Raw genomic sequence first — 23,445 nt, forward strand, 5'->3', positions numbered from 1 at the left:
CATTTCACTATGGCTGCACAGCCTTGGTGAACGCCTCAACCGCCCATTGATTGATGCTCTTTCCGCTGACCTGAGCCGCAACAGCCACTGCGGCATGGATTTCAGGTGGCACGCGCAGCATGAGTTTGCCTGAATAAGGCTTCTGCGGAGCGCGTCCCAACTTCTCGCACGCCTCCAAATAGTCCTCGACCGCCTCTTCAAAGGCTGCGCGCAGTTCGGTCACCGAATCGCCATGAAAACCTACCACGTCATTGATGCCAGCGATATGACCCACCAGGCACTGATCTTCATCGCTATACTCGATGCGGGCTGCATATCCTCGATAAATCATCGTGTTCATGGTTTGATGCCTGCTTGCTCCAAGAAACGGCGCGCATCACGCACTTGATAGGGCTTCGCCTCTTTCTCTGGATGCGGCCGATGAAAGGTTGCGACAACGCTGTTCAACTCGAAGCGCACCCGCGAACCGCGACCTTCTACCATCCTGGCGCCTAATGCTAACAAGAGCGCCTCGATGTCGCCCCATTCCAAGGTGGCTGGAACAGGCGTTTGGAAGATCTTGTCCAGGGTTTTTTGTTGCCGCTTGTTCATTGACCGCATGATAGCATGTTTTGCTATCGTTTGCAAGTGAGAAGACGGGGATTAGAAAGCCAATCGCTCAGCCCGCGACAGATAACGCAACCGCTTATCGTTAGGGTAACGATTACTGCGAGTCATCTTAATCGCATCAATTATCTATTCGACCATAGCTTGTCGCCTCTGACACTTTCATCATTCTAGCCCTGCCCCTGGTTTGTCAAAAGGTTTGGGATTTTCTGCTTTGGGCTTTTGGTCTTATAATCGGCCTGGAACCACTGCTGCACGCGGAGAGGAGCAAACCCATCGTGCTTGCGGAATTAACGATCCGTGACTTTGCCATTATTGATCAGCTTCATTTGACCTTCGGCGCTGGTTTTAATGTGCTCACCGGTGAGACGGGCGCCGGCAAATCTATCATCATTGACGCCATCGGCTTGCTGTTGGGCGATCGCGCGTCGCCAGACATGATACGCGCCGGCCAGGAGAAGGCCCTCGTGGAAGGGATTTTCATGCTTTCCCCAGGCCTGGCCGCCATTCTTGACCCTTTGCTGCGCGAGAATGGGCTGGAAACCGATGGGCAGGAGTTGAGCCTGGCGCGCGAGATCCGCCGCGGCGGCCGCAGCATCAGCCGCATCAACGGCTCCGCGGTCAACACGGCGCTGTTATCTGAAATTGGCGCCGCGTTGGTAGATGTGCACGGCCAAAGCGAGCATCTGTCACTGATGAACGTCAAACGCCACGTCGGTTTGCTTGACCGTTATGTCAATTTAGAGGATTTGCGCACCACCATGGCGCGCCTGGTGCGCCAGCTGGGCACGGTGCGCCGTGAGTTGATCGCCTTGCAGCGCGATGAACGCGAGTTGGCGCGGCGCGTTGATCTGCTCACCTACCAGGTGAACGAAATTGGCGCGGCGCGGCTGGCGACGGGCGAGGACAAGGCCCTGGAAATGGAGTTGAAACGCCTGTCCAACGCCGAGCAGTTGATGAAGTTGACCGAACAAGTCATTGCTGCCCTAGAAGAAGGCGGCGACGAGCAGCCGGCCGCCGTGGACATGCTGGGCCATGCCAGCCATGCCTTGGGGCGCCTGATTCGGATTGACCCAACCCTGGAAGACTTGCAGCGCCAACTGGACGACCTGACTGAGCAGATCGTGGACATCGGCCGCGAAGTACGCCACTATGGCGATGGCATCGAATTCAATCCAGAGCGCTTGCAGCAGGCAGAGGAACGCCTGTCGTTGATTTACAATCTGAAACGAAAGTACGGCGATTCCATTGCCGACATTGTTACCTTTGGCGAGCGCGCCCAGGCTGAATTGGACAGCATCACCCACGCCGGCGAACGCATCGAGGAATTGGGCAAGGAAGAAAAGCGCCTGCTGTACGAAATCGGCGCGCTGGGGGTCCAGATGTCGCACGCGCGGCGGGCCGCGGGTGAACGGCTGGCGCGCGCCATTGAACACGAACTGGCTGACCTGCGCATGGCGCGCGCCAATTTTGCCGTGGACATTCAATGGCAGGAGAGCGCCGACGGCGCATTTGTGCCGGCCAGCGCCTTTCCCGGCGCGGCGGCCGCAGGCGCGGACGAATCAGCCATCCAGCGCCGTGTCAGCTTCGACAGCACCGGCCTCGATCGCGTGGAATTCCTGGTGTCGGCCAACCCTGGCGAGCCGCTGCGGCCCCTGGCGCGGGTGGCGTCGGGCGGCGAAACCTCGCGCCTGATGTTGGCGCTCAAGACAGTGCTCAGCCACGCCGATGAGACGCCCACGCTCATCTTCGACGAGATTGATGTAGGCATCGGCGGCCGCGTCGGCGCCATCGTCGGCCAGAAGCTGTGGAGCCTGAACAGCAACCACCAGGTGCTCTGCATCACGCACCTGCCGCAATTGGCTGCCTTTGGCGACACCCATTTCAGCGTTTCAAAGGATACGCACAACGGACGCACCATTACCGATGTCCGCTCATTGTCCCGCCCTGCGCGCGTCGAAGAGCTGGCGCAGATGCTGGGCACACCCACCTCCGTCGGGCGTGAGAGCGCGGAGGCTCTGCTGGCAGAAACCGAACGACTCAAGACCGTGCCAAGCAGCGAAACCGGGCCCTGATCGTACGCCCACGACATGGCCTGCACGCAAGACCGGACAGAAAACAACACCATGTCGGCCGGGGGCAAGGGCTTCGGCCGCGCACGTCACAATAGGAAGTCATGCAGATGACCATCACGACGCCAGCCACTTCACCAGATCAGCTTCTCGAACCGGTGTGGGACATTGCGCTGCTGTTTCCGGCGCAAGGCGCCTGGACCGAGGCAGAATACATGGCGCTGGAAACGAATCACCTGGTCGAGTTTTCAAACGGCCATCTAGAGGTGCTAAGTATGCCGACCCGCAGCCATCAACAGATTGTTCTCTTCCTGTATCGGCTCCTGTTTGATTTTGTCGCAAGCCGCCGTCTTGGCACCCTCTTGATTGCGCCGTTTCGCGTGCGGCTCTGGCCCGGCAAATTTCGTGAACCGGATTTGATCTTTATGGCGACTGCTCATCGGGCGCGTGAACACAATGATTACTTCGAAGGCGCTGACCTGGTGGTGGAGGTGGTCAGCGGGGAGCCTAGTGACCGGGAACGTGATGTGGTGACCAAGCGCGGGGAATACGCCCGTGCGGGGATTCAGGAGTATTGGCTGGTTGACCCACAGTTGGAAACAGTCACGGTTCTGACTCTGCGAGACGCCACCTATGTCACCTACGGCATTTTCAAGCGCGGCGAATCTGCCCGTTCTCCGCTGCTGACCGGGTTCGCGGCCGCGGTGGATGCTATCCTGGACGCGGCCGCGGTTTAGAGGCATCTGTCCATCGCGTGCTATCCGCCAACTTCAAGCCCACATGCCGCGGTTGCCATCCCGGCCGCTTGCCAGGCATGCGCCAGGTTGGCCGTGCTGTGGGCGCGCCCCACGCGGCCGTCCGGGCTGAGGCAAATGACGCCGGCCAGTCCGTTCAATTTCCTCTGCAGGCCGCTGATCGCAGCTTCGGCCGCGGCCTGGGGATCGCCCAGGCGTGCGATCAAATCAACGGTCACGCGCGCCAGGGTCGTGCGCATGATGTGCTCGCCCCATCCTGTGCAGACGGCCGCGCCCAGGGTATTGTCGGCATAATAGCCGCAGCCGGGCAGGGCCGAATCGCCTACGCGGCCGGGCAGTTTGAACGATGTGCCGCCGGTGGAATTGCCTGCGGCCAACAGCCCTGCGGCGTCAAGCGCCACGGCGCCAACTGTGTCGGCCGCCGCACAGCCGAATTCGGCCTGGCGGTCAAGGCCCTGGGCATGGTGCTGGCGCCAGTTGGCGAGTTCACGCGGCACAATCAGATCGGCGGGCGAGCAGGTGGGGAAACCAATGCGGCGGGCAAAGGCGTCCGCGCCGGCCCCAGCCAGGAGAACGTGCTCTGTCTGTGTCAACACCGCGCGCGCCAGACTGATTGGATTGGATACCGTGCGCACAGCCACCACGCTGCCCGCCCGTAAATCACCGCCTTCCATCAAGCCGGCATCCAGTTCCACGTCTCCGGCCAGGTTGAGGACGGAGCCGCGCCCGGCGTCGAAGGTCGGATCGTCTTCGAGCAACCGGATGGCCGCCTCCACGGCATCCAGCGCGCTGCCGCCGCGGCTCAGAATTTGCCAGCCGCGCGCATGAGCAGCCTGGCAACCGGCCAGATGCGCGGCTTGCTGCTCAGGTGGAATTTGCCACGCGCCTCCGTGCACGATGAGAGCAATTGGCATTGGAAATGTCCTCACGATGGGATTTGACAACCTGGATTAGGATAACATACGACGTCGCGAGAGTCAAGCAATCGGCTTTTTTCCCCACGCGTGGTATACTACGGCATCATGTCCCTGCTGATTGACGGTCACAATTTGATCGGCGTCTTGCCCTCGATCGAGTTAGGGGATCGAGACGACGAAGGCCAGCTGCTTGTGCGTCTGCGCGCGTATCACGGTTTCACGGGCAAGGCGATGATCGTTTTCTTTGACTCTGGCGACGCGCCAGGCCGCGCCGATTATCGGTCTACGCCGGGGGTGCAGGTGCGTTTTGCGCAGCGCCCACAAACGGCCGACGATTTGATCGTGGCCTTTCTGCGCAAAAGCGCGCAGCCCGGCCAGTATGCGGTGATCACGAACGACCGTGAGTTGGCGGGACGCGCGCGGCAGTTGGGCGCCAGCATCATCAGCGCACACGACTTTGCCGCCAAGATGACATCGGCAGGACAGCCTGCCGTCGCCGCAACGGGCGATCCAACGCCTGACCCGCGCGATCCGGTCTTTGCCGATCTCTTCGCCGGCTTCCTGGCGGCGGAAAAGGACGCGGCCCGCTTCAGCGGCCAGCCGGCGCACGGGTTTGAGTGGTGGCAGGAGCAGCTCTACGGCGAGGACGTGACGCTGGCCGAAAATGCAGTTCACTGGCTGCGCCGCTTTGCGCAGCGGTCGCGCGCCTTACCTGTCTTGCTGGATGCCTTGACGCACGAGGTTGCACGCGTGCGGGCCGCCGCGGCGTTGGCCCTTGGGCAGATGGATGCGCCGGCCGCGGTTGAACCCCTGGCTGCTTGTTTGCGCCAGGATACGTCTTCCCTGGTGCGCGAGGCCGCGGCGCAGGCTTTAGGGCAATTATCCACGCCGGCCGCCTTGACCGCGCTGCAGGCGGCATTGACTGATCCCAAGCGCAATGTGCGCAAAACGGCCGCGGCTATCCTGGCAAAACCGACCACGAACAGCAAGCCGCGCAAATCCAATACCACTCAATGAGGAGATCTTCACTGTGACAGAAGCAACAGCCCCGCCGCGCGCCGAGATTCCACTGTCCTACCAGTGGAATGCGGTCAGTCTTTTTGCATCCTGGGAATCCTGGGATGCTGCGTTGCGCCAGGTCCAGACCGAACTGGACACTGTGCGCGCCTTCCAAGGCCGCCTGCAGGAGGGGCCGGCTACGCTGCTGGCTGCCTTTGCCGCTATCGAGCAGATCATGCGCCAGGTGGGACGGTTGTACACCTACGCCAGCATGGCCCATTTTGTGGATATGACCGATCGTACGGCCAGCGCGGCCTTCAGCCAGGTGCTTGGCCTCGTTGGGCAAGCGCGCGCCGCGGTCTCTTTTGCCGACCCCGAACTGCTCGAGCTGGGCGCTGGCGTCCTCGCGGTTTGGCAGGAGGCCGAACCAGACTTGGCGGTTTATGCCCACTATTTCCATAATCTGTTCCGCAAGCAGGCCCATGTCCGTTCGGCCGAAGTCGAGGAACTGCTGGGCATGCTGGCTGAACCGTTTGCCGGCGCAGAGACAACTGCAGATCACCTGCGTAATACCGAGCTGAAGCTGACCCCGGCGGTTGCCGCGGACGGCAGTCAGGTGACGGTGACGCTTAGCAATCTCGGCGATTTGCTCACCGGTCCTGACCGCCAGCTGCGGCGCACGGCCTGGGAGAGTCAGGCCGACGGTCTGTTGACTGTCAAGAATACCCTGGCGGCTGCGCTGGAAACGTCGGTCAAGCAGAATGTGTTCGACATGCGCGCGCGACGGCACGCCTCCACCCTCGAAGCCTCCCTGTTCAACATCAATGTGCCGCCCGCCGTGTTCCACAACCTGATCGCTACCTTCCGCCGCCATCTACCCACCTGGCACCGCTACTGGGCCGTGCGTCGCCGCGCACTGGGCGTTGAAACCCTGCATCCATACGACATTTGGGCGCCGCTAACCAACCAGAAAACCCAGATTCGCTACGAGCAGGCGGTGGACATCATTGCGTCTGCGCTGCGGCCTTTGGGCGACGATTATGTAGACATCCTCCGCCGGGGCGCGCTGGAAGATGGTTGGATAGATGTGCTGCCGAATGTGGGCAAGGTCGCCGGCGCTTTCTCGACCGGCTCGCCGGGGACGCATCCCTTCATCCTCATGAGCTACCATGACGATCTGTTCAGCCTGAGCACGCTGGCGCACGAACTGGGGCATTCGATGCACTCTTACCTGACCTGGCAGCACCAGCCTTATGTCTACGCCGATTACTCGTTGTTTGTGGCCGAAGTAGCTTCCAATTTCCACCAGGCCATGATGCGCGGCTATCTCCTGGCGCAGCCTAACGAAACAGCCTTCCAGATTGCTGTCATCGAAGAAGGCATGTCTAACTTCTACCGCTACTTCTTCATCATGCCGATGTTGGCGCAGTTTGAATTGGCTGTGCATCAGCGCGTCGAACGCGGCCAGGGAACCACGGCCGATGACATGATCAATTTACTGGCCGATCTCTACGCTGAAGGATTTGGGGACCAGGTCGTGTTGGATCGTGAGCGGGTAGGAATGAACTGGGCGGCTTTTGGACACTTGTTTGCTGACTACTACGTGTATCAGTATGCCACCGGCATCTCTGCGGCTCACGCCCTCGCCGGACGGATTCTGCGCAGCGAGCCTGGCGCCGCTGGCGCTTATCGGCAGTTCTTGCAGGCAGGCAGTTCGGTTTACCCGTTGGATGCCCTTCGGTTGGCCGGCGTGGATATGACCACACCGCAGGCTGTGGAGGATACCTTTGCCGTGCTGGCCGAACTGGTAGAGCGCCTGGACACACTGACAGCGTAACCCTGTCCGCCCAACAAATCGGACACGTGCAATATGAAATTGTATTCTCAACGAGGGAACCACCATGACTGACGCACGCCGCACGGCGCTGGCCTTTGCCGAGGCCCAGCGCGCGCGCTTCTTGACCGAGTATCAGGATTTCTTGCGTATCCCCTCCATTTCGACTGATCCTGCGCACGCGACCGACATCCAGGCCGCGGCCGCCTGGGTCGCCAACCACCTGCGCACGATTGGCATCAGCCACGTGGAAATCATACCGACAACGCGCCATCCGGTCGTCTTTGGCGAATGGTCAGGCGCGGGGCCAGCCGCACGTACGGTGCTGATTTATGGGCATTACGACGTACAGCCGGCCGATCCGCTGGACCTGTGGACAAGCGACCCCTTCACGCCGACCCTCGTAGGCGACTACGTCCATGCGCGCGGCGCCTCTGACATGAAAGGGCAGGTGACCGCGGTCTTGAACGGCATCGAGTCCGCGCTGCACGCCGGCGGGCTGCCGGTCAATCTCAAATTCCTCATCGAGGGCGAAGAGGAGATCGGCTCACCCAGCATGGCTGACTTCATCTCCAATCACCGCGACCTTCTTGCCAGCGACTTCTCGCTCAACGCAGATGCTGGCGGCCTGGTGGAAGGAATTCCAGCCATTGGCTACGCCTTGCGCGGCCTCACCTACTACGATCTGACCGTCTACGGCCCTGAACGCGACCTGCATTCGGGCGGCTACGGCGGCGTGATCCACAACCCCGCGCAGGTGCTGTGCGATCTGGTGGCCGGCATGCACGATGCCAGCGGCCGCGTCACCTTGCCGGGATTCTATGACCGCGTGCGTCCCCTGAGCGAGGAAGAACGCGCCGAGTTGGCGCGCTTGCCCTTTGGCGACGAACATTTTCGCCAGCAGGCCGGCGTCGCTGAGTTGTGGGGTGAAGCTGGTTTCTCAGCCGTTGAGCGGATTGGCGCCCGGCCCACATTGGAGGTCAACGGCCTCCTGTCGGGCTTCACCGATGAAGGATCCAAGACCGTGCTGCCCGCCAAGGCCATGGCCAAAATCTCCATGCGCCTGGTGCCCGACCAAGACCCGCGCGAGGTGCGCAGCCAGTTCCTCAGCTACCTGGCGGCCCATGCGCCAGCGACGGTGCGCTGGGAAGCGAAAGAACTCAACGCGGCCTCAGCGGTCATCACCGAGCGATCAACGGCCGAGGTGCAGGCGCTGCAGGCTGCGCTGCAAACGGTGTGGGGCGTGGCCCCCGTCTTCACCCGCGGCGGCGGCAGCGTGCCTATCGTGGCAGACCTCAAGCAGATCTTGGGCATTGATTCGGTGCTGACCGGTTTCAGCCAACCCGGCGACCGCATTCACTCTCCCAACGAACGCCAGCACCTTCCCAACTGGTCACGCGGCACGGACGCGATTATTCACTTCTTGTACAATTTGCTCCAATAAAGGTTACTATGCCTGCTCCAGACAGCATTCATGACGCAGTAAAGAACGCACTCGTGAAAGCCGGTTGGCTCATTACGCATGATCCATATGTTGTCCAATTCGAAGAAATCACCTTGTTCGCCGATTTGGGAGCTGAGCGTGCCATGGCGGCTCAACTTGGCAGCCACAAGATCGTGGTTGAAGTCAAAAGCTTCGTTAGCCGATCGCCAATCCAAGATCTCAAACTTGCTCTTGGGCAATACGACCTTGTATCAGGGCTTCTTGGAACTCGTAGACCCCGAACGAAAGCTGTTTTTGGCTGTTAGTCGCGGTGTCTACAATGGCTTGTTCAGCCAGAGAGCCATCCAAGTGATTGCCCAAAGATACAAACTACCTATCTTGGTTGTGGACGTAGAGTCTGAGGAGATTGTAGTATGGACAAAATCACCCACTACCGAAATCTGATCAGGAATCTACTTTCGCGCTATGCGGATGTAGTATCTCGACAAGCGAGGCCGGGCATGGAGACGGTGCTGCTGTTTGACGAGGAGCGGGACCAATACCTCTGGATGCAAACTGGCTGGCGAGATCAGCAGCGGGTACATGGGGTTACCCTCCACATTCGTTTGCGTGGAGATAAGATCTGGATCGAACAGGACTGGACTGAGGATGGGATTGCCACCGAACTCATGAAGGCCGGCGTTCCGCCAGAGGACATCGTCCTGGCCTTCCAGGAACCAGAAGTACGCGCATTGGGCGAATTTGCCGTCGCATGAAGCATCAGGCTAAGCAGCAAAGGGCGAGGACTCTGGGCGTCCCATCGCCCTGACTAAAAACATGTCACACGCGCGCTACACGGCCTCCGCGCCGGGCAAAATTATCTTGATGGGCGAACATGCCGTGGTGTACGGGCGGCCGGCGATGGCGGCGCCCGTCTTTCAGGTGCAGGCCACGGCCACGCTGACCGTGGAAGACGACGCGGCCGAGCTGTGGATTGATGCCGCCGACCTGAACCAACGCTTCGCCTTGTCCACCGCGCCGCCTGCTGATCCCCTGGCGCTGGCGCTGCGCCTGACTTTGGCCTCTGTGCAGCGCCCCGCGCCCGGCGGCGAGGTGCGCGTACGTTCAACCATTCCCGTGGCTGGCGGCATGGGCAGCGGCGCAGCGGTTTCGACCGCGATCGTCCGGGCCGTGGCCGCCTGGGCTGGGCAGGCATTGCCCCCAGCGGCTGTGTCAGCCCTGGTCTACGAGGTGGAATGCCTGCACCACGGCACACCAAGCGGCATTGATAACACCGTCATTGCCTACGCCCAACCTGTGTGGTTTGTCAAAGGGCAGCCGCCGCAGCCCTTTGACATTCCGCACCCTTTCTGGCTCGTGATTGCCAGCACCGGCATTGCCAGCCCGACGCGCGAGACCGTGGGCGATGTGCGCGGCCAATGGCAGGCCGATCCAACGCGCTTCGAAGGCTTGTTCGATCAGGTGGCCGGCCTGGTCAACGCCGGGCGCGCAGCCATGCTGGCCGGGGATTGGTTCCACCTGGGGGCACTGATGACCGCCAATCATGCTGTCTTGGGCCAAATGGGGGTCTCCGCGCCGATTCTTGATCGCCTGGTGGCCGCCGCCAACGCTGCCGGCGCATTTGGCGCCAAGCTCAGCGGCGGCGGTCGCGGCGGCAATGTCATCGCCCTGGTAGATTCCATCGCGGCGGCCGCGGTGGAGCAGGCTGTGCACGACGCCGGCGCAGCGGCAGTCATCATTACGCCCATTGGCGTCAATACCTGAAAGCATCTATGGATCAGCGTACTTTTCTTGAACTTGTCAGCGCCCGGGGCCAGGTCATCACCATTGACCGGCCAGTTGACCCCTGCCTGGAACTGGCCGCGGTCAGCGGCGCTATCGAAGATGAAGCGCCGGGCCGCATTGTCCGCTTTCGTCACGTGATTGGCAGCGAGTACGAGGTCGTGACCGGTCTGTGCGCAGACCGGGGCCACTTTGCCGCGGCCCTGGGCTGCACTGCGCCTGAGCTGATCTTTCGCCTGGCCGCGGCCCTGGCCGATCCTCAACCGCCGCCCGTCGTACCAGGCGACCAGGCGCCATGCCAGGAAGTGATCGAGCCGACGCCCGATCTAGAAACCATTCCCTTCCTGACGCATTGGGCGAGCGATGCCGGGCCGTATGCCACCGCGGCGGTGCTCTTTACGAACGATCCCGACACGGGCGCCAATGCGTCGTTTCATCGGGTGCTGCGCCTCGGCCCGCGCCACGCCGCACTGCGCCTGGTGGAGCGTCGCGGCACCGACACCGCGCTGCGCAAAACTCGCGGCGATTTGCCGGTTGCCATCTGCATCGGCCTGCCGCTGCATGTTCTGCTTGCGGCCTCCATGGCCCCGCCGCCCGGCGTGGACGAGCTGACTATTGCCCAGGCCCTGGCGCCGACGCCCCTTGCGCGCTGCCATACGAACGATGTGCTGGTGCCGGCCGCGGCCGAGGTGGTGATCGAAGGACGCCTGACGCATCGTCTAACCGCGGAAGGCCCGTTCGTTGACCTGACACAGACGCTTGATTTTGTGCGCCAGCAGCCGCTGCTGGAGGTGGACTGCATTACGCACCGCCGCCGGCCCATTTACCATGCGCTGCTGCCTGGACGCCTGGAGCACAAGCTGTTGATGGGCATGCCGCGTGAACCGACCATTTTCCGTGAGGTCAACCAGGTTTGCCACTGCCTCAATGTCAACATCACGCCCGGCGGCGCCAGTTGGCTGCACGCCGTGGTGCAGATTGACAAACAGACGCCAGACGATGGCCTGCGGGCCATCGAGGCCGCCTTTCGAGGGCACAGCTCGCTCAAGCACATCGTGGTGGTGGATCGTGATATTGACCCGTTCAATCCGGCCGATGTGGAGTGGGCGATTGCCACCCGTTTTCAAGGCGGCCAGGGGCTGCATCTTTTTCCCAGCCAGCCTTCCAGCTCGCTGGACCCCTCGGCCGTCCACATCCCCGGCCAGAAGTCGCGTTCCGACAAGCTCGGCGTGGACGCCACCATGTTCTGGAGTACGCCAACTGGCCCGCGCGAACCGGCCGCCTATCAAAAGGTGACCTTTCCCCCGGTTGATCTGAGCCGCTATCGCACGGCGTAATCCATTCGGCTGATTGTGTAGGCATGGAGACCAGATGAAAAACACATCACCTTCCCGCAAACCCCCTGGCGCGCGCGGAGACTCCGCACCCGCGGCGCTGCGCACTTTCATCGCAGTGGAGCTGGATGCTGAAGCGCGTCGCCAACTCAAAGCCCTGCAAGTGGCCTTGCATCCGCTGATGCTGCCTGGCCTGGTGCGTTGGGTGGCGCCGGAAAACATTCACATCACTCTCAAATTCCTGGGAGACACCCGGCCTGACCAGGTGGCGGCTGTGAGTTCCGCTCTTGACAGCCTTGGCCCAGCGATCATGCCTTTTCAAGTCACCCTGGCCGGCCGCGGCTGTTTTCCCAATTTCAAACGTCCGCATGTGGTGTGGGCCGGGCTGGTAGATCGTGGACAGCGCCTACAGAAACTGGCCGACGCGGTCGAACGAAGCGTCTCGCCGTTGGGCTGGCCCACGGAAGCGCGGCCGTTCACACCGCATTTGACGATTGGCCGCATCAATGACAGCGCGACCAGTCGCGAGCGCGCGCTGTTGGGCGCCGCGATTGAGCAGTTCGAAGTAGGCGAACTGTCCACGTTGGCGGTATCGGCCATCACCTTTATTCGGAGCGATCTGCAGCCAGGCGGCCCGATTTATACAGCATTGAGAGAGGTGAAGCTAGGAAGTTAGGAAGCACAAAGTCAGCGTTCATCATTCAGCATGGCCCCTGGGCGGGTAAGGGGCGGGCGCTGGCGCTGACCGAGCTGCAGTAAGGCGGCCAGCGCGCCGAAAGCCAGCGTGGCGAGGAGGAAGCTGAAGAGGGCTTCGGCGGCCGCGCCGGCCAACTGAGCCTGAAGTTGGCCAGGCCAGTCTGCCTGAAAGCCAGCCGCGGGCCAAAGGCCGCTAACGCCTTGACCGACGACGCCCAGATAGGACTCAGCGCCGATTCCGTTCCAGCCTTGCCCGAAGCGGCCGTCGGCCAAGAGAGCCAGTCCAATCAGCCCGCTGAGCGCGCTGAGGCCAAAGACGCTGAGGCTGCCGGAGCGGTCATCGAGGAGGAGCACCTCTTCGACCAAATAACCGAAGAGCGGAACGAGCAATCCACTGAATGCGCCCAGGGCGAGAGCCGCCCAGGGCGGCGCGAATCCGGCCACGGCCAGGCCGCTGACCACGCCAGCCGTCAGCCCGCGTGCCGCCATGAGCGGATCAGCATGTTCGGCAGCGAACCATGTGTAGGCGATGGGCAGCAGCGCGCCGCCAGCACCGGCCAAAATGACGTTGACCGCCGGCAGCGCGGCCGTCAGGTGCACCCAATCGAGCAGCGGATTGCTCAGCGCCCAACCGACCGCGCCCACCAACACGAAGCCTGCGCCGGTGATGGCAAGCAGCGGCAAATGCACCGGCGGCAGCGGAATCACATCAGCGCCAGCGCGTCGTGCGCGCCGGGGCACAAAGATCAGGATGCCGGCCAGGGCCGTGGCCGCGCCGACGAGGAAGACGGGGCCAGCGCCAGCAAAATCCACCAGGCCATGCCCAAGCCCCAGGTTGCGGCCCAGGTTGGATAACCAGCCGCCGCCAACGCTCCAGTTGCTGGTCAGGGGATAGAGCAGCCCGCCGCTGAGGGCGCCGCCGAACAGGGTGACTGACGCGGGCGCGCGTCCGCGCAGCGCCAGGAGCGGAATCAGCGTCGCGGTGATGACCCAGGGCAAGCGGCTAAGAAAAAGGAGATACGCATCTGGGGTGGCGCCGGCGCCCAGCAGCCCAAAGCCGCTCAAGCCGGCCATGCCCCAACCAACGCCCCAGCTTTCGGGAAGGGCCGACCATTCCCAGACGAGCGCATTGAAGCCGGGACGGCCATCCACCAGGCCGATGCCGCCAAATTGGAGGGCAAAACCGACGGCCCAGTAGCTGAGCACAGCCAGTCCCATGACAGCCAGAAAAGTCAGGGTCGCTTGACGGGCCTGCTCTGGTTCCAGCCCGCCAGCAACCACGAGGGTAAGCCCCAGGGGGAGCAGGAGCGCGAGCGCGCTGCTAAACAGCGCCAATACCAGCGGCGCATCAGGCGTCGTTGTGGAGGCTGCGTGCGCAGGCAAGGCGGCGATGAGACTGACAAGCAACGCAATGGGCAAGCACCGGCAGATGCGCATGAGGATAAGCTCCTGATTAGGCCCACAAATGGATGACAAAATTTTCATCTTGAGACCAAGTGTACCAGAGATTGCACGAAGGCCAAAATGGCATTGCCCCAACCTGCGCCGGGGATGTGGAAGAGCAACCGTAAGCGTTCAAAGAGATGGAGAGAACACAGATTAACGCAGGCTGCGCACGCAGATTTGGCTGATTTGTTGGATAGCAGATGCGGCCCCTGCGACGTTTGTGGCCGCAGGCGCTGCGCTGGGATCTTTCTTTGGTCCGATTTGCGTTTTTCTGCGTGCATCTGCGTCCTATTCCCGAACCTCGTGAACGGTTACGAGCAACCTGCGCAGGGGTCACGGGAGAGAGAATTGGCTGGTTGTCAGCCCTGCGAAGGGAATAGGCTGAGATCATGATGAAAGACCGCTTGATTGCGTGGGGCCTGGGTCTGGCCGCGCTGGCGTTGTATGGCATGACGGCCGCGCCAACCGTTGCCACGGTGTTCGATGACAGCCTGGAATTTCAGGTGGTCCTGCCTACGTTGGGCATTGCTCACCCCACCGGCTACCCCTTGTACACCCTGCTCGGCTGGCTGTGGACGCACCTGCTGCCGCTCGGCGACGCGGCCTATCGGGCCAACCTCTTTTCGGCCCTCGCCGCGGCGTTGACCGTCGCGCTGCTCTACCGGCTGTTGGCGCGCGTCACCGGGGCGCGGGTTCCGGCGCTGCTGGCCGCGGCCGTCTTTGCGATCTCTCCCCTGTGGTGGTCGCAGGCGACGCTGGCTGAGGTCTACGCGCTGCATGGCCTCTTCATGGTCGCGCTGGGGTTGGCTGCCTTCGACGAACGCCCGATGCGCGCTGGGGCGACTCTTCCCGTTGCTCTGCCGACAGCCCTGCTGGTTCTAAGCGGCCTGGCGTTGACGCACCACCGGATGACGCTCCTTCTGGCGCCCGGCCTGGCGCTGTGGATTGGCATGCACTGGTGGGACAGTGGTCGCCCAGGAATTGGATTCAGCGCGGTCGGTTGGCTGAAGGCCGCGGCGCGGGCTGCGCTGCTGCTGTTGGCGCCCCTGCTGCTCTATGCCTATGTCTGGCTGCGCGGCCAGGCCATTCCCACGACGGCTGGCGCCTGGCTGAATACCTGGCCTGCCTTCTGGGAACACATCACCGCCAGCGCCTACGGCGCCTTCTTCGCCGGCCATACCGCCAGCCGCGGCGCGGCGCCGGACATGGCGCAGCTCCTCTTGGCGCAGCTTGGCCCGGCCGCCGTCCTGCTTGGTGTGTGGGGGCTTTTCCCCTGGCCGTTGCAAGAGCGACGTTGGTTGGTGTTGGCGTTGACGCTGGCCGCGCAGGCCGCATTTGCCCTTAGCTATCAAACTGCGGATGCCGAGGTCTTTTTCCTGCCCGTCGTACTGCTGTTCACTCTCTTTGTGGCGGCTGGTATGCGGCAAGCGCAAGATGCCGTGCTGCTGTGGCTGGCGCAGATGCGCCGGGCGGGTTTGCGCCTGCCCGGCCGTTTTGCCTGGTATCGAACGGGCGTACAGGCGGCCCTGGCCTTGACCGTGGCCTGGGTTCCTACGCAGCAGGCCTGGGCTGCGCTGACCGCGGCGCCGCCAGCTCCCCAGACGTGCGAACAGGCGCTGGCCGTGGGCGTCGCGCCCGCGCTATCGCCCAATCGCCGCGACGACTGGCGAACCTTCGACTGCGCGCAGGATATCCTCAGCCAGCCGCTGGAGCCGGGCGCGACCGTCGTCGGCCTGCTGGGTGAGATCACGCTGCTGCGCTATTTTCAGCAAACCGATGATCAGCGCCCTGACCTGGTCACCGTGGTGGCTGATGCGGAGGACGCGCGTCGCGCGGCCGTGCTGGACGCGCTGACTCAGGGCCGGCCCGTTTACCTCTTGCGCCCGCTGGCGGGGCTGCTGGGAGTCCAGCCTGATCGGTCAAACCTGGCCGTGGATGCTGTCGGGCCGCTGCTGCGCGTACGCACAGCCGCGGTGCCGCCGGCGCCGGAACCGCCCGCTCTGCAAGCTGCGGCTGCTATGACGCCGGAGATTGACATCGTGGCGGCTGCCAGTTGGCCGACGCCCGTGCACCAGGGGCGCTTACAGCGCATTGGCCTCGTTTGGCAGGTGCACGCGCCGCCGGCCGATGCCATGCAGGTTTCGGCGCGCCTGCTCGACGCGTCCGGCCGCGTGGTCGCGCAGTATGATGCTGAGCCAGTCCACCGGACGCGCCCCACAACGACCTGGCGGGCTGGCGAACGCATCGTGGATGTCTACGATCTGCCGCTGCCGCGGCAGGCGCGGGGGCCGTTCACGCCCCTGCTCATTCTCTACCGGGCGACCGACGGCCAGGAAATGGGGCGACTGACGCTGCCAGCTTTCGACTAGAAGCGCGCCTCTCTCCTCTCACCCATCTTTCCAATTCATGGCACTTGTGGTATGATCGAAATGCACTCAGTTGTTCCCCGATCTCCAATCATTCCAGGTCTGCGGCAGGCTCAGTGCTTTGTCAGATTCATTCTTGCGCTTGAGGCAAGCGCGGGCAAGGCATCGAAATGCAGCACAACAAAGCACGCAACGGAGGTAGATTATGTCCTTACCACAAGCTGATGAACAACTCGTCGAACAGGTGCGCGGCCTGTTGGCTGGTGAGCCTTCTTCATTTGAGGACTATCAAGCCGGCGAAGGTCAACGCGCGGTCATTCCCGCAGATGTGATACAAGCGCCGGAGGCAACGCGGGCGCTGGAGCATCCACAGGGCGTGATAGGCTGGCTCTGGGATCAAGTCGCCCGTGCGGCGAAAATGGTGATCTGCGGCCCTGATGTATACGACAGGCTGGTTGCGCTGTCGGCCGAGGAGATCAAGACCAAAGTGGATGAATTGCTCGGTGAGCTGATTGCCCGCATCACCGATCGTTTGCCGGTGTGGCTGCGGCCCCTGGTGCCTTTGATCCGCCCCATCGTGGCGCAGGCGATCGCGTTCGAAATTCACCGGGCGCTGAACCAGGGCTTGAAGAGCTACTGCGGCGTAGCTTGAACGAACGATAACGCGAGAAACCCGACCTCTGGCAGAGGTCGGGTTTCTCGCGCCTGGCTCGCAGTATGTGCGTTAGCCGATGGGCAGAGCGCCCAGGCTGAAGCCGCCATCCACCACCAGCACGCTGCCGGTTGTGAAGCTGGACGCGTCTGAGGCCAGGTAGAGCGCAGCCCCGGTCAGTTCATCCACGGGCGCAATACGGCGCTGGGGCGTGGCCTTCTCCAACATTTCCTTCAACGCTGGATTACCCCAGAGCGCAGCCGAAAACTTGGTGCGAATGAAGCCTGGCGCCAGGGCGTTGACCTGGATGTTCTCTGGGCCAAGCTCGGCCGCCAGGGCCTTGGTCAGCATGATGACGGCGGCCTTGCTGGTGCTGTAGACGCCCATCATCGGCCCTGGGTTGATGCCAGCAATCGAGGCGATGTTGATGATCTTGCCGCTGCCCTGCCTGCGCATGACCGGCGCCGCGGCTTTGATCAAAAAGAAATAGCCTTTGACGTTGACCTCGAAAATCTTGTCCCAATGGCTGCTTTCGGCCGTCAGCAAGGGGCCAAAATGAGGGTTCGTTCCCGCATTATTGACGACAATATCCACACGCCCAAAGGTCCCCACCGCCTGCGTCACCACGGCCTCGGCTTCGGCCTCTTGACCGGCGTGCGCCGCCAGCGCCAGCGCCTGCCCACCGGCCGCTTTGATCTTGTCGGCCACCGGACCAACGTTCTCCAGCTTGCGACTGGTCAACACAACCGCCGCGCCCGCCTGCGCGTACGTGATGGCAATGGCTTCGCCGATGCCGCGAGACGCGCCGCTGATGATCGCCACTTTGCCCGTCAAATCGAATGGATTCACAGATCATCTCTCCGGAAAAGATACCAGGCAGAGGCATAGGGGCCTTCCTGGCCGTGCTGCGCCCAGACCAGGCGCCATGCCGGCGTCAAGAGCGACTCGATCTGCGCCTGATCGAGACCAAACGGAGCCGCTTGCCCGTCGGGACGTTGGGCGCCGCGGGCGTACAGCAAGAAATGGGCGCCTGGCGTTGTGTACCGATTCAACTGCGCCGCGTAAGATCGCTGCTCAGCCGCGCTCAGGCCGTGTAGACAGCCAATATCGAGAGCCAGATCAAACGGCGCATCGGCCCAACGCCAATCCGTCACTTCGCCCACCACGAAGCGTATGTGCTGGCTGAGCGCAGCGACCTCCCGTTCCACGCGACGCCGCGCCCGCCGGATGGCCGCCGCGGCGCCATCCACCCCGGTCACTTCCCAACCATGCCGCACCAGGTAAATCGCGTTCAGACCTGTGCCGCAGCCCAGGTCAACGGCGCGGCCGGGCATCAATTCACCTGACTGGACCAGGCGTATCACCTCTGGCGGCGTCACGCCCGTATCCCAGGGCGTATTACCCGTGAGATAGGCTAGTCCAAATAGAATTCTACGTTTCCACCCCATGCGCGTGCCTCTTGCTGGCGAGATGAATGGATCAATCCAAGGCGACGCACCCACAAACCGGGCGGCTGCGAGCCGCTCCTACATTCCCCGGCCCATCGGCGTGGGCCAACAGCGCGAAACCAAAATGCGCTCGTGGGCGGCAGTCAAAGCTGGCCGCCCTATGGGCGTCTTTGCATCTGTACAACTTCCCAGATGCCCTCGCTCAGCGTAATCACAGAGAGGCAGGAATTGCAGTTTGCGACATCCTCCGCGGCCTTGCGCGCCAGGTGACCGCACGTCGGGCAGACTACCGCCTTACGCTGCGCCTCCTGGCGCACCAACATCCGCAGGACATCATCCGTGGAGCCAAGCTGCATCTCATCCTTCAGCATGTCCACCACTTCCTGCTCTTGTGGGTTCAACTGCATCGTGACATGAAATTCGTTTGCCATTGTATTTCTCTGGCCTCCTCTCCCTTGACTATAGCCGAAAAGCAGGCCATTGTCAATCAGCCAATCAACCTAACTTATCAACTTACCAGGATTCAACAGCCCCTCTGGATCGAAGCGCTGGCAAAGGTCAGCCAGCACCGCCATGCCCAGTACGCCTTTTTCCTGCGCCAGGTAAGGCTTGTGATCGAGGCCCACACCGTGCTGATGGCTGATGGTGCCGCCGTACTGCATGATCACCTGGCTGGCAGCCTGCTTGAGCGTCTGCCAGCGGCGCAGGGTTTCGTCTGGATCGGGCGCAATACGGAACAGGTAGGTCGTGTAGACGCTGGCGCCGCTGGGGTACACATGGGAGAGGTGAGTGAAGACATGCGTCCGCTCGCCAATGTCCTGCAAGCCGCCGTGCAAGGTCTTGTCCAGGGCGGCGATCAGCGCCGGCGCCGCAACCCAATCGGCTACGGTCTCAACGGTGTCTACGGCGTAGCCCATTTCCCACAACGTGTTGCGCAGATAGGGCGCGCGAAAACGGTTCTTGTACCACTGCTGGCCGAACGTGCGCCCTACGTGAATGCCGCTGTGCTGCCGCGCGAGGTCCAAGGCCGCATGTCGCGACAGCTTGACCTGCGCGTCGGAGCCGTTGAAGCCTAGAATGAGCATGCACTTGTCTGCGGCGAGGCCGCCCACGGCCAGGAAACGTTCCAGGGCGGCAATCAGGCGCGGATGCCCGGCCAGGGCCAGGTTGGTTTGTGTCTCCACGGCCGTGCTGAGACGCAGCATCGAGAGGGGCAGCCGGGCCTGTACCATCGCGCGCGCGGCCGCCTGCCCGGCCTCGAAATCGGGGAAGAAGACGGCCCGAAAGTCTTCGCGTGCCGCGATGGGCGTGATGCGCACGGTCGCTGCCGTGAGGATGCCCAGGCGGCCTTCGGAGCCGAGGATGATCTCGCGCAGATCTGGCCCCGCGGCTGAGGCGGCAAACGCGGGCATGTCCAGCGCGCCGGCCGGCGATTCGAGATGGCCGCCAGCAAAGAGACGCTCGATGCGTCCAAAGCCCAGCGACTGCTGGCCGCTGGAACGGGTCGCAATCCACCCACCCAGGGTGGAGTACTCGAACGACTGCGGAAAATGCCCCAGGGTAAAACCGTGCGCCTGCAGCTGCGCCTCCAGGTCTGGCCCGGTGACCCCGGCGCCAAAGGTCGCCAGATGATTGATGCTGTCGAGACCTAACAGTCCGTTCAAGCGGCGCATATCCACCGTCAGCACAGGCGCGTCGCCCGTCTGCGGGTTGATGTGACCAACCACGCTGGTGCCGCCGCCGTAGGGAATCAGCCGCGCGCCGGCCGCGCGAGCATAGGCGATGAGCGCGCGTACATCGCCATCGCTCGTGGGATAGGCAACGCCGTCAGGCAGTGCGCCCAGGCGACCGCTGCGCAGGGCAATCCAATCGGGCAGGCTGTGACCGCGGGCATGGCGCACGCGATCGGCCGGGTCATTAAAAACCAGGGGATGGGAGAGCAGGCGCGAGGGCGGCGACTTCGGCGAGCTCAGTCGAGCCGCGGCGGCCATGACAGCCTGCCAGCTTGCGTCGCGCGGGGGTAGCCCTGATCCCATCAACGCCTCTAAGAAGCGCGCGGCTGCTTTGGAGAGCGGATAGGTGACCGAGTCGTCCCCCCAGCCATTCCAACGTCGCATGATGACACCTCCATCGGTCTACACGGGTAGACGCTGCTTTCTTTGGAATGCGCCTCTGCGGGTATGCTCAACCCCAGCGCGCCAGAAGCAGCGCGGCCAATACACGCAGGCCGGCGCTGAGCAGCAGGGCCGTGCGCAGGCCCAGCCAATCGCCCAGCAAAGGGCCGGCCAGCGAGCCGACCAGGATGGCCAGGTTGAGCACCAGATTGTGCAACGCCATGTGCGCGGGGCGGTCGTCCTCCGGCACGCGTTCCATCAAACGATTGACCAGGCCGCCGCTGGCCAATCCCCAGACGCCGCCTCCCAGCAGCGAGGCGGCCCAGACCAACGTGACATCCCAGGCCAGGCCGGTCAACAGGGGGTAGATACCGTAAAAGGCGGCGCCCACCACGAGCACCCAATGATGCCCACGGCGGTTGCTAATGCGCACCAGGTAGAGAGAGCTGATCAGTGTGGCCGCGTTGACCAAAGCGGCCGCCAGGCTGATCTGTCCATCGGTCAGGTGCAGGTTGCGCACCCAAAAGAGCGGGAACAGGGGTACGGGCATGGCTTGAAAAAGGTAGAAGAACAGGTAGGCTGCCAGCATGGAGCCAAAGGGACCGCGCAGCAAATCGAGCCGGAGCAGCGGTTTGCCGTGGGCGCGGGTCAAGAAGCGCAGTCCCAAGGAAGTACGGAGCGTGTCAACCAGGCGCAGGCTGCCCGGCTGCGCAGCATCCAGGATGGGACGCCCAACACGCGCGGGCGCGGCTGACATCGGTCGTAAGAACCACAGATGATAGCTGCTCAGAGCCGCGCCCATCACGCCGATGAAAAAGACCAACTGGTAATTCAGCGGAAAGGGCAGGCGGTCGAGCAGCAGGCCGCTGGTCAGCGAGGCGATGGTCATGCAGATGGCGAGCACGGCGCTGCGCCTGCCCACCACCAGCGCACGCCAGGCTGGCGGCACAACGTCGGCAAACATAGCATTGAAGGCGATGGAGATCAATGTGCCTGGCACGGACATCAGCATGATGACGACCGGAATCGCCCAGACCTGGGCAGACGGGGGCAGCAGCCAGGGCAGGATGACGAGCACTGCGTAGCCGGCGCGATTCCAGATGGACGTGACAAAGACGGTGCGGGTCAGCACCTGACCTTCCAGCCAACGCCCGGTCGGCAGCGACATGAGCAAGCTGACAATAGCCGGCCCGCCGCTCAACAGGCCGATTTGGATACCGGTTGCGCCCTGGCGAGCAGCGAAGACCGAGATAAAGGCCATCGCGCTGCCAGCGAGAATGCCAAAGCCGGCAATGTCCAGGTAGAGGTGGCCGAAATTCCACCTCAACTCCGGCGTCAGTTGGGCATTATCGAGCGCCATCAAGCGGCGCCATGTCCGAAGAACCACAGAAAGCATACAGTTCCTACTGTCGTTCTAACGACGACTACGCGGAGCGCGACGGCGCGCGATGGTTGGCAACCACGCGCACCTCGCCGTTGGGCACAATGTGCAAAACGCTGTTGTCGTCACTGCGCACATAGGTCGTGCGCAGGGTCACTCTTTCCACACGCCCTTTGACGCTCCCAATCTCAATGGCATCGCCCACATGGTAGACGTCATCGAGCAGGATCAACGTACCCGCGATGTAGTCCTTCATGAGGGTCTGTGCGCCCAACGAGATGGCCAGGCCGGCCACGCTGGCGCCGGCCAGGAGGGGCACCACGTTGATGCCCAAGGCGTAGAGGATCATGAAAACAGCCAGGAGGATGATCACAACATCAATCATGCTGCGCGTGGTCTGCAGCACGGTCTGTACGCGCAACAACTGCTGCTGGTCGGCTTCGGCGGCAGCCAGCCGACGCTGAACTCGCCGCGCCAGCAGATGAACGATGCGCAGCAGAATCAATGTCACAAGAACGATGATGGCAATGCGAATGAGCGCATCGCCCCATAAGAAGACCGCCGCGGTCGCGTCGGCGGATGTTGGTAAAGCTGTCGGCATGCTCACCTCACATTGTCACGGGGCGGTTTGTGCGCGCTGATTCCAGCAACGCGCTGATCGTCGCCACATTGCCCCGGCTTTCGGCCAGGCTGACGCGCGGCGGTTTCCCCAAGAGCACCGCGTCGGCCATGTCTTCGATCTCGCCGTGGTACAATGACTCGCCCTCGATCTTGACGATTTCGACGGCATCGTTTTTGTCTCGCCGCAGCACTTCCATGTTCATCTGCGGCTTGAACGGCGTCGGCACCGTCAATGTGGCTTCACTGCCCACGATTTCCATGAAGGCGCGGAACGGGAGCTGAAATGCCGAATCGAACTGCGCCAGAAGGCCGTTGGCAAAGCGCATCTGCCCCGTGAACAGCTCGTCCACGCCGCTGGGGCCGGTGATTTGCCAACCAAACACCTCGATCGGGTCTGCGCCGGCCAGGAAACGTGTGAAGCTAATGGGATAACAACCCACATCCCAGATCGAACCGCCGCCTAATTCTGGCAGCAGGCGGGCATCCTGACGGTTCGTCAGCAGAAAACTGAACGCGCCGCGAATCAGGCGCGCTTCACCAATGGCGCCTTGCGCAATCAACTCCTTGACAACGGTCGTTTGTGGGTGATGGCGGTACATGAAGGCTTCAGCGACAACGACCCCGGCCTGCCGGGCTGCAGCAGCCACAGCATCCACATCGGCCACCGTCAAGGCCAATGGTTTTTCGCACAGCACATGCTTGCCGGCCTGCACCGCTTTGATCGTCCACTCGACGTGCATCCCGTTGGGCAGGGAATTGTAGATAATATCCACGTCGGGATCGGCCAGCATCGCTTCGTAGCTGCCAAACGTACGCGGAATTCCCCATTCTGCGGCGTAAGCGGCGGCCTGTGCGGGCGTGCGGCTGGCTACCGCCGTCACATGGTTGCGCTTCGACAGCGGCATGGCGGTCAGGATCGCGCGATTGATGCGCGCTGTGCTCAACAAACCCCAACGCAAGATCCTCGACATGTAAATC

General features: G+C 62.6%; 24 protein-coding genes. 13 read left to right on the plus strand and 11 right to left on the minus strand.

Annotated elements, in window-relative coordinates; all coding sequences use genetic code 11:
- Positions 1 to 7: 7 nt before the first annotated feature.
- Positions 8 to 340 carry a type II toxin-antitoxin system HicB family antitoxin gene (locus ACPQ6D_RS15405; protein WP_423225229.1) on the minus strand — a complete coding sequence of 111 codons (333 nt, stop codon included), beginning with the start codon at positions 338 to 340 and terminating at the stop codon, positions 8 to 10.
- Complete coding sequence (locus tag ACPQ6D_RS15410) at positions 337 to 591, minus strand: type II toxin-antitoxin system HicA family toxin (RefSeq protein ID WP_423225230.1); 255 nt, start codon at positions 589 to 591, stop codon at positions 337 to 339. Before ACPQ6D_RS15410 ends, ACPQ6D_RS15405 begins: the two co-directional genes overlap by 4 nt.
- Before the next feature lie 293 nt (positions 592 to 884).
- Between ACPQ6D_RS15410 and recN the strand changes: the two genes are divergently transcribed.
- Together recN and ACPQ6D_RS15420 are read left to right on the plus strand one after the other, a co-directional pair.
- Complete coding sequence (gene recN, locus ACPQ6D_RS15415; protein WP_423225231.1) at positions 885 to 2,681, plus strand: DNA repair protein RecN; 1,797 nt, start codon at positions 885 to 887, stop codon at positions 2,679 to 2,681.
- Between the two features lie 107 nt (positions 2,682 to 2,788).
- Complete coding sequence (locus ACPQ6D_RS15420; protein ID WP_423225232.1) at positions 2,789 to 3,415, plus strand: Uma2 family endonuclease; 627 nt, start codon at positions 2,789 to 2,791, stop codon at positions 3,413 to 3,415.
- Between the two features lie 20 nt (positions 3,416 to 3,435).
- Here ACPQ6D_RS15420 and ACPQ6D_RS15425 read toward each other — a convergent pair whose 3' ends face one another.
- Positions 3,436 to 4,347 carry an isoaspartyl peptidase/L-asparaginase family protein gene (locus ACPQ6D_RS15425; protein WP_423225233.1) on the minus strand — a complete coding sequence of 304 codons (912 nt, stop codon included), beginning with the start codon at positions 4,345 to 4,347 and terminating at the stop codon, positions 3,436 to 3,438.
- A 108-nt stretch (positions 4,348 to 4,455) separates the two neighbouring features.
- Between ACPQ6D_RS15425 and ACPQ6D_RS15430 the strand changes: the two genes are divergently transcribed.
- The 9 genes from ACPQ6D_RS15430 to thpR all read left to right on the plus strand — a co-directional run bounded on the left by ACPQ6D_RS15430 (position 4,456) and on the right by thpR (position 12,419).
- Positions 4,456 to 5,367, plus strand: a complete 912-nt coding sequence (locus ACPQ6D_RS15430) for an NYN domain-containing protein (RefSeq protein ID WP_423225234.1) — start codon at positions 4,456 to 4,458, stop codon at positions 5,365 to 5,367.
- 13 nt (positions 5,368 to 5,380) lie between these two features.
- The gene (gene pepF / locus ACPQ6D_RS15435; protein ID WP_423225235.1) at positions 5,381 to 7,186 is read left to right on the plus strand and encodes an oligoendopeptidase F; all 1,806 of its coding nucleotides are present in this window, start codon (positions 5,381 to 5,383) and stop codon (positions 7,184 to 7,186) included.
- 64 nt (positions 7,187 to 7,250) lie between these two features.
- On the plus strand, positions 7,251 to 8,627 hold the full coding sequence (locus ACPQ6D_RS15440; protein WP_423225236.1) for a dipeptidase: 1,377 nt from the start codon (positions 7,251 to 7,253) through the stop codon (positions 8,625 to 8,627).
- 8 nt (positions 8,628 to 8,635) lie between these two features.
- A complete protein-coding gene (locus ACPQ6D_RS15445) occupies positions 8,636 to 8,932 on the plus strand; it encodes an element excision factor XisH family protein (protein WP_423225237.1) in 297 nt (98 codons plus the stop codon).
- Positions 8,889 to 9,071 (plus strand): element excision factor XisH family protein, encoded by a 183-nt coding sequence (locus ACPQ6D_RS15450; RefSeq protein ID WP_423225238.1) that lies wholly within the window; start codon positions 8,889 to 8,891, stop codon positions 9,069 to 9,071. The genes ACPQ6D_RS15445 and ACPQ6D_RS15450 overlap by 44 nt, the downstream gene beginning before the upstream one ends.
- Positions 9,041 to 9,382: a XisI protein gene (locus ACPQ6D_RS15455; protein ID WP_423225239.1), complete on the plus strand. Its 342-nt coding sequence runs from the start codon at positions 9,041 to 9,043 to the stop codon at positions 9,380 to 9,382. The genes ACPQ6D_RS15450 and ACPQ6D_RS15455 overlap by 31 nt, the downstream gene beginning before the upstream one ends.
- A 61-nt stretch (positions 9,383 to 9,443) precedes the next feature.
- Entirely contained in the window at positions 9,444 to 10,391 is a 948-nt protein-coding gene (gene mvk / locus ACPQ6D_RS15460) for a mevalonate kinase (protein WP_423225240.1), read from the plus strand.
- A gap of 8 nt (positions 10,392 to 10,399) precedes the next feature.
- Positions 10,400 to 11,746, plus strand: a complete 1,347-nt coding sequence (locus tag ACPQ6D_RS15465) for a UbiD family decarboxylase (protein ID WP_423225241.1) — start codon at positions 10,400 to 10,402, stop codon at positions 11,744 to 11,746.
- Between the two features lie 34 nt (positions 11,747 to 11,780).
- Positions 11,781 to 12,419 carry an RNA 2',3'-cyclic phosphodiesterase gene (gene thpR / locus ACPQ6D_RS15470; RefSeq protein ID WP_423225242.1) on the plus strand — a complete coding sequence of 213 codons (639 nt, stop codon included), beginning with the start codon at positions 11,781 to 11,783 and terminating at the stop codon, positions 12,417 to 12,419.
- A gap of 11 nt (positions 12,420 to 12,430) precedes the next feature.
- Here the strand turns inward: thpR and ACPQ6D_RS15475 are convergent, their stop codons facing one another.
- On the minus strand, positions 12,431 to 13,876 hold the full coding sequence (locus ACPQ6D_RS15475; protein ID WP_423225243.1) for a hypothetical protein: 1,446 nt from the start codon (positions 13,874 to 13,876) through the stop codon (positions 12,431 to 12,433).
- A gap of 398 nt (positions 13,877 to 14,274) precedes the next feature.
- Here ACPQ6D_RS15475 and ACPQ6D_RS15480 point away from each other — a divergent pair, with 398 nt between their 5' ends.
- Positions 14,275 to 16,254: a protein O-mannosyl-transferase family gene (locus ACPQ6D_RS15480; protein ID WP_423225244.1), complete on the plus strand. Its 1,980-nt coding sequence runs from the start codon at positions 14,275 to 14,277 to the stop codon at positions 16,252 to 16,254.
- Between the two features lie 202 nt (positions 16,255 to 16,456).
- Entirely contained in the window at positions 16,457 to 16,903 is a 447-nt protein-coding gene (locus ACPQ6D_RS15485; RefSeq protein WP_423225245.1) for a hypothetical protein, read from the plus strand.
- A 72-nt stretch (positions 16,904 to 16,975) separates the two neighbouring features.
- Here ACPQ6D_RS15485 and ACPQ6D_RS15490 read toward each other — a convergent pair whose 3' ends face one another.
- From ACPQ6D_RS15490 to ACPQ6D_RS15520, 7 genes are all read right to left on the minus strand, one after another.
- On the minus strand, positions 16,976 to 17,752 hold the full coding sequence (locus ACPQ6D_RS15490) for a glucose 1-dehydrogenase (RefSeq protein WP_423225246.1): 777 nt from the start codon (positions 17,750 to 17,752) through the stop codon (positions 16,976 to 16,978).
- A complete protein-coding gene (locus ACPQ6D_RS15495) occupies positions 17,749 to 18,351 on the minus strand; it encodes a class I SAM-dependent methyltransferase (protein WP_423225247.1) in 603 nt (200 codons plus the stop codon). Before ACPQ6D_RS15495 ends, ACPQ6D_RS15490 begins: the two co-directional genes overlap by 4 nt.
- Before the next feature lie 158 nt (positions 18,352 to 18,509).
- Entirely contained in the window at positions 18,510 to 18,782 is a 273-nt protein-coding gene (locus tag ACPQ6D_RS15500) for a hypothetical protein (RefSeq protein WP_423225248.1), read from the minus strand.
- Positions 18,783 to 18,851: 69 nt separating this feature from the next.
- On the minus strand, positions 18,852 to 20,468 hold the full coding sequence (locus ACPQ6D_RS15505; protein ID WP_423225249.1) for an FAD-binding oxidoreductase: 1,617 nt from the start codon (positions 20,466 to 20,468) through the stop codon (positions 18,852 to 18,854).
- 67 nt (positions 20,469 to 20,535) lie between these two features.
- Positions 20,536 to 21,861: an MFS transporter gene (locus tag ACPQ6D_RS15510; RefSeq protein ID WP_423225250.1), complete on the minus strand. Its 1,326-nt coding sequence runs from the start codon at positions 21,859 to 21,861 to the stop codon at positions 20,536 to 20,538.
- Positions 21,862 to 21,889: 28 nt separating this feature from the next.
- Positions 21,890 to 22,447, minus strand: a complete 558-nt coding sequence (locus ACPQ6D_RS15515; protein WP_423225251.1) for a mechanosensitive ion channel family protein — start codon at positions 22,445 to 22,447, stop codon at positions 21,890 to 21,892.
- Between the two features lie 7 nt (positions 22,448 to 22,454).
- The gene (locus ACPQ6D_RS15520) at positions 22,455 to 23,438 is read right to left on the minus strand and encodes a Gfo/Idh/MocA family protein (RefSeq protein WP_423225252.1); all 984 of its coding nucleotides are present in this window, start codon (positions 23,436 to 23,438) and stop codon (positions 22,455 to 22,457) included.
- Positions 23,439 to 23,445 lie beyond the last annotated feature (7 nt).

It is taken from the genome of Candidatus Amarolinea aalborgensis (assembly GCF_900491745.1).
Lineage (GTDB): Bacteria > Chloroflexota > Anaerolineae > SSC4 > Amarolineaceae > Amarolinea > Amarolinea aalborgensis.